The organism is Bradyrhizobium sp. AUGA SZCCT0160 (assembly GCF_018130105.1).
Lineage (GTDB): Bacteria > Pseudomonadota > Alphaproteobacteria > Rhizobiales > Xanthobacteraceae > Bradyrhizobium.
Genome location: NZ_JAFCMD010000037.1, coordinates 1 through 11,984 on the forward strand (window position 1 = coordinate 1; position 11,984 = coordinate 11,984).

The 11,984-nt window shown below is 59.7% G+C and carries 6 protein-coding genes and 2 pseudogenes; 1 reads left to right on the plus strand and 7 read right to left on the minus strand.

Features of this window, described 5'->3' with window-relative positions; genetic code table 11:
* The 5 genes and pseudogenes from JQ558_RS37695 to JQ558_RS35110 all read right to left on the minus strand — a co-directional run.
* Positions 1–818 (minus strand): annotated as a pseudogene (locus JQ558_RS37695) (transposase); the annotation flags it as partial.
* Positions 819–1,513: 695 nt separating this feature from the next.
* Positions 1,514–3,355, minus strand: a complete 1,842-nt coding sequence (locus JQ558_RS35095) for a M48 family metallopeptidase (protein WP_212296561.1) — start codon at positions 3,353–3,355, stop codon at positions 1,514–1,516.
* 967 nt (positions 3,356–4,322) lie between these two features.
* On the minus strand, positions 4,323–4,490 hold the full coding sequence (locus JQ558_RS35100) for a hypothetical protein (RefSeq protein ID WP_212296562.1): 168 nt from the start codon (positions 4,488–4,490) through the stop codon (positions 4,323–4,325).
* Between the two features lie 61 nt (positions 4,491–4,551).
* Positions 4,552–5,024 (minus strand): annotated as a pseudogene (locus JQ558_RS35105) (AtaL-like protein).
* A 42-nt stretch (positions 5,025–5,066) separates the two neighbouring features.
* A complete protein-coding gene (locus JQ558_RS35110; RefSeq protein WP_212273409.1) occupies positions 5,067–5,936 on the minus strand; it encodes an SDR family oxidoreductase in 870 nt (289 codons plus the stop codon).
* 102 nt (positions 5,937–6,038) lie between these two features.
* On the opposite strand from JQ558_RS35110, the gene JQ558_RS35115 reads away from it, so the two are divergent.
* On the plus strand, positions 6,039–6,929 hold the full coding sequence (locus JQ558_RS35115; protein WP_212273408.1) for a LysR family transcriptional regulator: 891 nt from the start codon (positions 6,039–6,041) through the stop codon (positions 6,927–6,929).
* A gap of 962 nt (positions 6,930–7,891) precedes the next feature.
* Here JQ558_RS35115 and JQ558_RS35120 read toward each other — a convergent pair.
* Both JQ558_RS35120 and JQ558_RS35125 read right to left on the minus strand, forming a co-directional pair.
* Positions 7,892–10,915: a response regulator gene (locus JQ558_RS35120; RefSeq protein WP_212273407.1), complete on the minus strand. Its 3,024-nt coding sequence runs from the start codon at positions 10,913–10,915 to the stop codon at positions 7,892–7,894.
* 1 nt (position 10,916) lies between these two features.
* Positions 10,917–11,972 carry a hypothetical protein gene (locus JQ558_RS35125; RefSeq protein ID WP_212273406.1) on the minus strand — a complete coding sequence of 352 codons (1,056 nt, stop codon included), beginning with the start codon at positions 11,970–11,972 and terminating at the stop codon, positions 10,917–10,919.
* Positions 11,973–11,984: the final 12 nt, after the last annotated feature.

An 11,984-nucleotide genomic window follows, 5' to 3' on the forward strand; every position in this document is an offset into this window, starting at 1 on the left:
CAGTTGAGCCCGATCTGAGCCGCTGTTCGTTACCTCATGCGTCACAATCAGATGATGCTCGGTATCCACGGCGACCTACACGTTGTAGCCGACGACGCCGGACCCACGCCCGCTCGTCGCCATCGAACGGCTGTCGGGATCGGTCAGCGAGATTTGCTGGTCGGGCGAAGCGAGCATCTGCTTCTCGTAAACGGCAAGCTTGCCCATTTCCGCCTTCAGTTTCGTCAGTTTCTCGGTAAGCCTTGTTACCTTCGCGGCCAGTGCCTCCGTCGGTTCCTGTCGATCGGCGGTATCAAGTTGGCTCAAATACCGCGCGACGCTCTCCTCCAGCTGGGCGCGCCGCCGCTCCACTTTCGCCCGTGTGAAGTTCTTGTCCCGGTTGTTCACGGCCTTGAACTTGCTGCCATCGATGGCGACGCTCGCCGTCACGAGAAGGCCCATCTCACGGCAGAGTTCGACGAAGCGAGCACATACCTTTCAGGCCATTGTCTTTGCGGAAGTCCGCGATCGTCTTGTGATCAGGAGCGAGCCGGCCCAATAGCCACATGACTTCGACATTGCGGCCGGCCTCGCGCTCGAGCCGCCGGCTCGACTGCGTTTAGATAGCCGTAGATGTACAGCTTCAGGAGAACCGAGGGATGGTACGACGGTCGCCCGGTCGCTGCCGGTTCCACCCCTTCGAAGTTCATCTCAGCCAAATCGAGGGTATCGACAAACACGTCGATCACGCGAACAGGGTTGCTCTCGTCAATGAAATCATCGCATTCCGGCAATAGCGTCCATTGCCCACGATCCGCCTGCTCAACGAAGCGCCGCATCAGCTTCCCCCGCAGAATCACGAGAGAATCATAGCAAAGCAGCGACGTTTTCACACAGCCAGGGTCATTTTCGGAAGTTAGCAACCAGCTGCCCCGAAGTCCGATCTGTACTTGCAAGCGGACATCGTCTGTCACAACGGCCATGTCTGAAAAGTGCCAACCGCAACCGCCAAAGGGCACGATCTTGAGCGGCTGCACGCTCCCGTCACTGATCCAGGTGCCCGACACACGCTGCTCCCGTCGGCCGCGCCGCCTCTGCGGGTAACACAACCTTGTTGATAAACTTCGCGGCCCCTCCGGGAAGGGGGAGCGGGATGCCAGCGCCATCAGGAGGTTGCGGTCCGGAAAGTTCAAGATGAGCTGGCCGTGCGAACCGGAAGCAAAGTAGGCCGGCGACCCGTCGCGTGTCGGCCTTGTCCACCAGAGATATCCGTAACCGGCGTGGACCGGCTCACCGCCGTCGCTGTGCGGGCCGGCCGTTTGCAGAGGGGCCACACCTCGAGGAGCAGTTCGAGTTCATTCGCAATCCCGCCTGCCGTGCTCGCAACAACTGCAAGTGGATATGCCCACTTCGGCGAAACAATCTTTCATTGCCCAGTGTCGCTTCGTTCCATTTCCCGCTCCGCGCCAGCGAACTGGATTCAATGTTCCAGGTCCGGAAGTCGCGACCGCATTCGATCCCTCATCGGCGCGCTTCAGAGATTTGAAACCTGCAACAGCTTGCGGTCGCCGATCCAGGTTCTGGCAAGGTCGGCCTCCGCCTTGCGGGCTGCGGAGCCATCACCGCGTGCCTTGTGCAGTTCCGCGAGCCCGTAATACGACCAGCCATTGGCGGGCGCCCGGCTGAGCGCGCGCTGGAATTGCCGCTCCGCCTCGGCGTAACGGCCGGCCTGCAGCAGGGCGGCGGCAAGCGACTGCCGGATCGGATAATACCAATAGGGCGGCTCGGTGTAGGCCAAGGCGTCCTGCAATGCCGCCGCCCGTTCGAACCGGATGATGGCGGTACGATAGTCGCCCTTGGCCTGCGCTACGCGGGCGAGGATCACCGTGCGCGCGATGCGGAGCACCTCCTGCGCCGGGACGCCCGAATCCTTCAGCAGCTTGAAGTCCGCGGTGCGCTCGATCGTCTCGATGGCGCTCGCTGCGGCAGTGGCGCCCGCGAAGTCACGGTTCGCCACCAGCGCGACGCCGCGCACGTAGAGCCACATCGCCTTGACATAGGGAATCGCATCGCCGGGATCCGGCAGCGCCAAAATGGTCTCCGGCGTGCTGAACTGCGCGTGCGCGAAGTAAGGCGCCGCCTTGACCGGCTGCACCATCGCAATGCCCTTGGCTGCCTCGCTGGGAATGAGCTGACCGAGCTTCTCCGCAGCCGCAATCACGGTCGGGCCGTCGCCGGCCATCTGCGCCGACGCCATCACGAAGTGCACGTTGTGCGGATAATAGCCGAGCCTGTAGACGCCCATCGGCGCGTTGGTCTCGGTCAGATATTTTTCGTCGACCTTGACCGCGGTCTTGTTGTCTTCCAGCGCGTCAAGATAGCGGCCGACCCGATAATAGATGTGGCTCGGCATGTGCACGAGATGGCCTGCACCGGGAACCGCGCCGCGCAACTTGTCGGCATACGGCTCGGCGCGCTTGGGCCTGTCCGACGCCTCGACGGCATGAATATAAAGGTGAATGGCGCCGGCATGATTGGGATTACGCGCCAGCACGCGCTCCAGCGTCGGCACGATCGGCACGCTTTGTGGCTTGGCGTCGCGGCCGCCCGGCTTCCAATAGTCCCAGGGGCTGAGATCCATCACCGCCTCGGCATAGAGCGTGGCAATCTCGTCGTCTTCGGGAAACTGTTTTGCTGCCTTCGCCATTTCGGCCGCGTAGGCCGCGTCGAGTGGCGCGCGAGCGGCCTTGGGATCGCTGCCGTAGCGCACCGCGATGGCGCCGATCAGCGCCTGCTCACGCGGGCTCGCTTTCCCGGCCAGCGCCTTCGCTTTCTGGGCGGCGGCATAGGCTGGCGCGACCGCGTCCTCCGGCATCGGGAGATTGATGTTGGGACCGAGCACCAGCGCCTCGCCCCAGAAACACATGGCGCAGTCAGGGTCGAGGTTTTGCGCCGTGCGAAACGCGCGTCGCGCCTCATCGTGATTGAAGGCATAGGCGAGACGCAGGCCCTGATCGAAATAAGCCTGCGCGCGCTCGTTCGCGGTGGTGATCTTCCAGGTGGTGGAGCCGATGTCGGTCCACAGCGGCGGCTCGGTGTCCGCGAATGCCGGCGCGGGGCTGGCTGCGCTCATCTCGGCGCGCGGCACTTCCGTCTGCACTAGGCGAAACATCATGTTCGGCCGGACGGTTGCCGTCGGCGGGCCGCAGAACGGAGTATCGGCGTCGGTGAGCGGCAGCGATGCATCCACGGCGGTTGCGCGGGCGTCCGCGAGAATAAGACCGCCCCCGGCCAGCAGCGTCGCGAGTGCTGTGCCGCCCAGTGCGGCAAGACTTACGGAAACCAGCAGGCTTTGCGATCGGGTGAATGTCGCCATGGTGGGCTCCAAAATCGGGCGGAGAGAAAAAATCTGCCAGAATTCAACGGGTCGCGGGAACAGGATCCATAGAGGCCCGAATTTTCAGACGTTTCCGTCCTTTCCGCAAGGCGACAGCAATGTCTGTAGCTGCGACACGTTAGCGTCGGCGCAGGCTCGCCGCGATGGGTCAGCGGTGCTGCTCTTGTCCGCTACAGGTCAAAAACAGAGTTCCTGAGCGCAACCGGGCTTCGCCGAGGACGGATGATATCGGCCCGGTGGAGAAGGTTCGAAAAGTGCCGCCAATCCACGAGTTTAGAGAAGGGATCGAGGTTGATCACAGAAAACACCCCGCAGAGCATTCGCGCTCTGCGGGCCGCGCCGGGCTCAAAATTAATTGCTTACTGAATGAGTCCGCCCAGCCTTCTCCATCTTGCATCGAGCGGATCGTATTACGAGTCCAAAATTATCTTCCCTCGAATGAAACACAAGGGGTGTTGCGCCGAGGAGACGGCGGTATGTTGGCGCGGGTCGCCAAAGTTAAGGTTTTATGCCGGGGCCTTAGAGAAGGCACGAGATTAAGGCGTGACGCACAAATTCAGAATGGTCGGGCCCGACGTCCGCTTTGGTGCGCACTTCCGGACTCAAGTTGGACATCGCGTGAGGTCCGCAAGGTGCCAAATGCCAACAAGGACAAGGTTGGCATGCTTTCTATAGTGACATGCGGGTCGGCACGATCGCCGTGCAGCCTTGGAAGGCGGGCAAGATGGGGGTGCGCCGCCAGATTTCTCCCGCCGAGACGGCCCCTGCTTAAGTATTGCCCGAGGCGCTCCGGAGCGAGGTTTGAATGCAAAACTAGTTGTTCAATGCCAGGTCGCCCTATCGTTCAGGACAGAGGGACGACGAGGATCCAGTCAAGTCCGCTGGTTTGAGACGATCGCTTCCCTGACGGTTCTTGTCTGCGTGCACTTTCTTCAGGAGAAGCGGATTACTTTGTCAAAGAAGAAACCGCCGTGCTCGGCGCTATCGCCGGCCCCGATTCCGGCTGCCCGCGCTCCAGCGCCTGGCCGACGATTAGACGGCCGGTACCGCCGGTGCCACCAAGAACCAGTATCTTCGATTGCGCGCTCTTGGCGCCATTGTTCGTGGGATTCATAGATGCCTCCCTGAATAGCGGGACGTAAAGGCACCGTCCCGCAGTTTTGGTTCCGGTTGATTCAAAGCTTGCCCTCCGCGATTAGCTCGCGGGTCCGCCTAAGCGTGGACAGCAGGGCGGCTTTGTAGCCCGTCTCGCTGTCAAACTGCGCCTGCTGGGCCTGCTCTTCGGGGCCGAAGCGCTTCTTGCCGCGGAGCCCGATGCAGCAATAGAACCGCAGTTGCAGCGCGCCGGCATCGTCCTCGAAAAGCTTGTTGATGATGGCACCTTCGCGCGGGCCTGTGGCCTGGAAGAAGGTGACCTTTTCTCCAGCTCGAAGGCGATGATCTCGCGCAGATCGTCACCTGCGATCGTGGCTTCACGTACGATGTGCGTCGCGCCCTCCTCCGCGACCTCGCAACGGGTGCAGAGGTTGGGTGGAAGAAATAGCCGCGCGTCGCGGGCTTTGAGAACCAGGCCCTTCCACGCCTGCGCGCGGGTTAGCGGTGAAGCGCCTTCCGGATTCACCGGGACGGTGGCGGTCGAATAGATCATGGTCGTGTTCCTTGGTTTCGTGATTGGGTCTTGCCGCTGCCGTCAGGCAGAGGCTGTGATTTCGGAAACGAAGTCGCGATAGGACCGCAGGGGACGGCCCAAGAGCTTGGTCAGACGCTCGACGTCGCCGGCTCCGGGAACCATTCCTTCGGTGAGGAATCGCTCGCTCATCACCCGCATGTCGAAAGCCATCCAGCTCGGCATGAACTGCCGGAGGTTCTTCTCGAACCCCGCGGTGTCGTCGCCGGAATAGGTAATCGTACGCCCCAGCACCTCCGACCAGATGGCGGCGGCGCTCGTGCCCGTCAGCGTGTCGGGACCAACGAGATTGAACCGTTCGAGCGGAAGTGGCGTGGCGGACTTCTCCCGGCGGATGAGTTCGATGGCCGCGATCTCGCCGATGTCGCGGGCGTCAATCATCGCGAGCCCCTTGCTGCCGATCGGCATCGGGTAGATGCCGTATCCGGTCACGACGTCCTTGATCGTGAGTTCGTTGTTCATGAAGTAGGCGGGGCGCAGGATGGTGGCCTTGAAGCCCATCTGCTCGATCATGCGCTCGACGCCGAACTTGCCCGCGAAGTGCGGCACGTTCACGTAGAGGTCGCTGTGGATCACCGAGAGGTAGACAATCCGATCGACGCCGGCTTCGCGGGCGAGGTTGAGCGCAGTCAATGCCTGGGTGAATTCTTCCGCCACCACGGCATTGAGCAGAAACAGGGTCGAGGCCCCTGAGAACGCGCTCCGAAGAGAGTCGACGTCCAGCAGGTCGCCCTTCAAGACATTGACGCTCGCCGGGAAGTTGGCCTTGGACGGGTCGCGGACGAGAGCGCGGACGTCGGCACCACGCTTGACGAGTTGTTCGACGACTTGGCGGCCGACATTGCCGGTTGCGCCGGTAACGAGGATGGTCATGGGATCACTCCGGTTCGGTTAGAAGACACATTCGCAAATTAGTGATCCACACTTGCGCCGATAGACGCTATATTGGGACAGACCGTCTCATTGGTGGAACACATGGATTTGCTCGCACTCGCCGATTTCAACCTGGTTGCCCGTCACGGAGGATTTGGACGGGCCGCCCGCGCTACTGGACGTCCGAAAGCGACGCTCTCCCGCCGGGTGTCCGAACTAGAAAGCAGCCTCGATCTGCGCCTGTTCGAGCGAGGAGGGCGCGCACTGAAACTCACCCAGGAAGGTCGGGCCCTCTATGAGCGGACCGGAGCTTTGCTCGCCGAGCTCGGCGAGACGGCGGCGGCGATCGCATCAGGCGGAGAAAAGCCAAAAGGGAGGTTGCGGATCAGCGCGCCTCTGCTCTTCTCGCAGACCGCGATGGGTAAGTTGGCTGCAGCGTTCGCGCTGAAATATCCGGAGGTCCGGCTCGAGGTCACGACGGAAGACCGCGCGGTCGACATGATTGAGGAAGGCTATGACCTGGTTATAAGGGTCAATCCGGATCCGGATGAAAGCCTCGTCGGACGGATCTTCTTGCGCGACCGGCTTGTGGTCGTGGCGAGCCCTGCCCTGACCCGTCCAAAGGCAGGTTTCGCCGTTCCGGCCGTGGTGCGCGGCGCGAGCGATCTGAGCTCCGCCTGGGAAGTGGTCGCGCCACGCGGAAAGTCGCGGATCACGATCGATCCGGTTCTTCGCCTCACGGGCATCGTCATGGTCCGCGATGCCGTCCGCGCAGGCGTAGGCGCTGCGCGCCTCCCCGTGTCGCTGGTGAGTCACGACCTGACCGCCGGCAAGCTTGTCCGCTGGGGTGATGTCGACGGACCCGAAATCGCCATTTGGACGCTCTACCCGTCGCGCCGACTGTTAAGCGCTCGCGTATCCGCTTTTCTGGATTTTCTCAAGCAGGCCTTCCCCTCGGGGACGCCCGAGGAGCTTGCCGCCTTCATCGATTAGCATAAGCGCTAAACCTCCGCCCGAGAACAAATGCGACCGAGTCGATAAAAAGGCGAACGCGCGGCAAAGCGCACGTCGACAGGGTGGGCGGTCAGCAGTTGGAGAAGGGCTTGACCACGTTTGCCCAAGCAGACATTCATGTAACCCTTCCACTGGGTGTTCAAGAACAGAGCCAGGAGAAACTTGGTAAGCCTGTTCTTGGCCTGGAATGTGTAAATCCATCTCAGGGGTGTTCCGCCCTCCGCGGGCTCGAACTACCACTTTCCCCTGCGTGAGACATCAGATGCTTGTGCGCGAAGCTTGGACTACTCACGCGACTGGCGAAGTATCCCGGGCGTTATAGGCTGTCAGACCTCCGTAGACCGTGCTGCCGTCCATGAGATGCAGCACACGATCCCACGCTCCAACGTCGATGCCACACCGGGCACAAGCCCGTAACCCGTCACAACCTTCGGAAGGCACGTCCTCGGCAGCCACGAAGTCCAAAACCTCGCAGGTTCCGTCACAAAACTTTAAAATAAGACTGCTCATATCATGTTGGCTGGCTATGGCCTCTGCCGTGGGGCAGGACAATTAATATGGTCGGCGGGGCCGCCTGAATTTTAGAGCAAGGCAGGCGGCCCACTCGGCTACCGATGCTAAGTTCCTGACATCGCTGTCGCGAACGTATGGTATTGCACTCAGCAGCCCTCTTGTTGGAAAAACTCGCGTTCGCGCCGTTAGAAAGCGGCGAGTTTCCTTTGTGCCGTTTCGAGAATGTTTCCCGCCTCGCAAGCCCTCGAGAGGCGGGCAGCCGCGCTATCGCCACGCTCAACGCCGCCCGTTTTTGAGGACCCTGCAGCGAGGGCCGAGACAAAAGCCGACGCCAGCGGCGCAAATTAGGACTGACCCCACGCTTGCGCCGATCCAGCGCCAAGCCCCGCTCTCTAGTGATTTGTTCGCGGTTTTAATTGCTGCATGGATCAGCTTTTCGGTTTGGAATGAATGTTTACTGACGCAAGAGCATCCACAAGGTTCCCCTCACTGTAAGGTTTGGTAACGGCGGCGATCCTTCCTTGCCCTTCGAGTTGAGCTAGTTCCGGCGCGCTCGCGCCGGTAGCGATTACGATGGGCATCAAGGGATGAAGTGCTCTGATGTCTTTGATCAATGCATCGCCGCGCCGGTCGGGAAGCCCCATATCGACGACCACGGCATCAATGCCTCCCGGAATTTTTCCAAGCGCGTTCATGGCTTCTGACGCTGAGCCTGCGACATGGACATTGAACCCGTTGCTCTCAAGATACTCAACCGCAAGCATCTGTATAAGTGGTTCATCTTCGACAAGCAGAATGCGCCCAAGCTCTCTTTTGTGGTCCAGGACATCCCTCAGCTTCTCAGCAAGCGCAGCTTGGCTAAACGGTTTCGTAATAAGGTCGACCCCCGCGTCAAGCCGCCCATCGTGGACAATGGCGTTCCGGGCATATCCTGTCGTAAACAAAACCTTCAAATCAGGCCTGAGCCTGCGTGCTTCTTCGGCCAGTTGACGGCCGTTCATGCCACCGGGCAGCCCGACATCCGTAAAGAGAACCTGAATCTCAGGATGGCTTTCGAGGATGCGCAGACCACCCGCACCATGCTCAGCAGAGAGGACGTCGTACCCCAATTCCATCAACGTATCGGTGCTATATGCCCGCACATCGGGATCATCTTCGACGACCAGAACAACTTCGTTTTTGGCTCCGCGCGCGAGTAACTTCTCCGTGGTATCTTCGGCCTCTTGCGAGACCGCGTACGCGCGGGGCAAATAGAGTTTTATCGTCGTGCCTTCACCCAACTCGCTATAAAGTTTGATGTGGCCACGCGACTGTTTGATGAAACCGTATACTTGGGAAAGGCCCAGACCCGTTCCATGTCCTACGTCCTTGGTGGTGAAGAAGGGGTCAAAAGCCTTTGCCTTTACTTCCGCGGTCATGCCTGATCCGGTATCTGTGATGGCGAGCATCACATACTGCCCCGGTACGACTTCAATCTGGGACGCGGCGTATTTTTCGTCTAGATAAACATTTGCTGTTTCGATGGTCAACTTGCCCCCATTCGGCATCGCATCGCGCGCATTCACAGCCAGATTGAGGACGGCAAGTTCGAGCTGGTTCTGGTCGGCAAGAGCCTGCCACATCCCACCGCTCAGGACAGTCTCCACCACAACATGTTCGCCAAGCGTACGGCGAAGCAAATCGGACATCCCGGGAATCATGCGGCCAAGGTCAACCGGCTTTGGATCCAGCGGCTGTTGACGGGAAAAGGCAAGCAGGCGTTGAGTGAGAGATTCCGCCCGCCGCGCGCCCCGCATTGCGCTTTCCATGGAGCGTTGCAAGCGCGCGACGTCTGGCCGTGACTCGCCGAGTTTTCGCTGCATCGTTTCGAGATTGCCGATAATCACCATCAGAAGATTATTGAAATCATGGGCAACGCCGCCGGTCAGATGACCGATAGCTTCCATCTTCTGCGCCTGCCGCGCCCGCTCGTCTGCGGCACGCCGCTCCGTCAGGTCACGTGTGACTTTCGCAAATCCGATATGCCTGCCGTCCGGCCCAAAGATTGCGTTGATGACTACGCTCGCCCAGAAGCGTGACCCGTCCTTGCGCAGGCGCCACCCTTCGGCTTCGTATTTTCCGGTTTCGAGCGCGGTCCGAAGCGCAAAAGTAGGAACCTCGCGGCTCAGGTCTTCGGGCGTGTAAAAGGTAGAAAGGTGCCTACCTATAATTTCGCTCCGCGTATAACCTTTGATCCGCTCCGCTCCGGGATTCCAGTTGATGATGTTTCCGTTAACGTCGAGCATGTAGATCGCGTAATCCGTCACACCCTGCACAAGGTGCTCGAAACGACGCTCGGTATCTTCCAGCTTCGTCAAACTTAGGGCCAACTCCCGCGCGCGCCCCTCAGCTCGTCGTTCCAATTCTTCATTTAGCTCCTGAAGATCGGCTTCGACCCGCTTGCGCGCAGCGATCTCTTGCTGGTTCGCCCGGTGAAGCCGGGAATTATCAATCGCGACTGCCGCCTGTGCTGCCAACGACTCGATGATGCGCTCGCTCCCTAAGGTGAAAACACCAGGCTGCGAGTGTCCGAAGAATAATCCTCCCAAAACGTCTCCAGAACGAGAGACGACAGGCGATGCTACATAGCTTCGCACCGGAGGATGTTCAGCGGGCATGCCATGGTAAGGCGGGTTTTTGCCGTACCGTGGATCTGCCAGAATATCGTCAGACCGCACCGTCGGCCGGCCCCGGAACGTCGGCTCAAATATTCCAGTGTTGCGCGGCATCGGAAATTTTTCGAAGGCCGCACGTGGAGCACCGGATAGCGTATAAAGTGTGTACGATTCGCCGTCCTCCCTCAGGACGTTGTAGAAAAACGCACCGAACTCGGCATGGCTCAGCTCTACGCCTGCATCGGTTACTGCTTGAACCAGGCGTTCGAGATCGTGCTCCGCCGCAACAGTGACGCCAACCTTGTTTAAAACCTCAAGAGCGCGCGTTTCCAGCCGTGCCTCGGCGACCCTTGCTTCAAGGGTTTCGTTCATTGCCAATAGACGGGCTTCTAATGCCTTGCGTTCCGTGATCTCGAACAGCGCTCCGCGCAGTCGCGGCGCACTGTCCGATGTCGCCTGCCCACGCGCCGCTATCCACTTCAGGCCCTTGTCTTTATGGCGTATCCGAAATTCAACATAAAAACTGCCCGTTTCAGGCGCTGCCTGAGCAGCCACGTGAACTTTCGGCAAGTCGTCAGCGAAAACCGTTTGCTCCCAATCGTGCAAGGTGGCGTCGTCGAGGCCGAAGAGCAGTGCCGCTTGCGGGCTCCAGTTCCAGTTTCCCGATTGAAGATCGAGATCAAAAGTCGCAATTCCACTAGCGGCTTCCGCAAACCGGAGGCGGTCTTCTAAGGCGCGGGCACGATGTTCAAACTCGTTCTCACTGTCGTTTTTTACTACCACCGAACGTTCTATCATTTTACTCGCCGGACAGGATAATTTTGGCCTCGCTCATCGCCCGCAATTTGCCGAATGCGACATGTCTAGGTAAATGATTAAATCCGCAGGAACTGGTGATCAGCGTTTGTTCCGGAGCGAGCCAATCGTAAGCCTTGATGCGTGCTGCAACGAGTTCACCGGTTTCAATATTCGGGCTTTGCACATCCACGGCGCCGACGCCAAGTTGCTTGTCGCCAAGGCAGTGCTCGAAATGCGGTGTCATGTCGTGTTCGATCAGGTAGCCGTCGCAGGCGATCTTGCAAATGAGATCGGCCTTGTAACGTCCCGTATCAAAATAACGATGTCCAATCTGGCCGTCATAGTCAGGGCCAACCGCGTAGTTGCCCTGACATATGTGAACCATCACGTGCACGTCGTCGGGCAAACCCTCGATAGCCATGTTGATGGCTTCGACCGCGGCGCCGACTTCCCCTTCGCTAGAAGCCGTAAAGTATGGCTCATCGATCTGGATATGCTTGCACCCCGCAGCGGCTAGCTTTCTGAAATTCTGATGCAAGAGTTTACCGAAATCCGCCATCATCCTTTGAGTGTCACCATAGTACTCGTCGTAAGCCACTGCCGCGAGAAGGTGAGGACCTGTCATGGTGATCTTCACCGGCTTTCTGGCGAAGGCCGCTACATTGTTAAATTCTGCAACGAGGCCAAGGTCAACGGAGTCGATAATTGGACCACGGCAAATAGCCGCCGGATGAAAAACGTGCGGGTCATGTGGCGTGATGGGCTTTGGCTTGGTTTCCCCCTGGAAGGAAGGGATCATGTGCCAAAAATGGTTAAGCATCGCATTCGGAGGGGAATGCCGGTTGTGAGTACGGCGGTGCATTTCGCCGCCCGTCACGATGTCGATACCCGCGACTTCCTGCTCTAGGATCGCAGCCTGAGTTGCTCGCTGCTGCGCGTCGGCAAAATCGGCTGCGGTCAATTGGCCGGCGCTAACCATTCGGTCGAGCGGCTCATACCATCGCGGAACACTATGCGCTCCGATCACGGTCGTGGTGTACGATGGATAGCGCGACATTCCCGGTCCCCC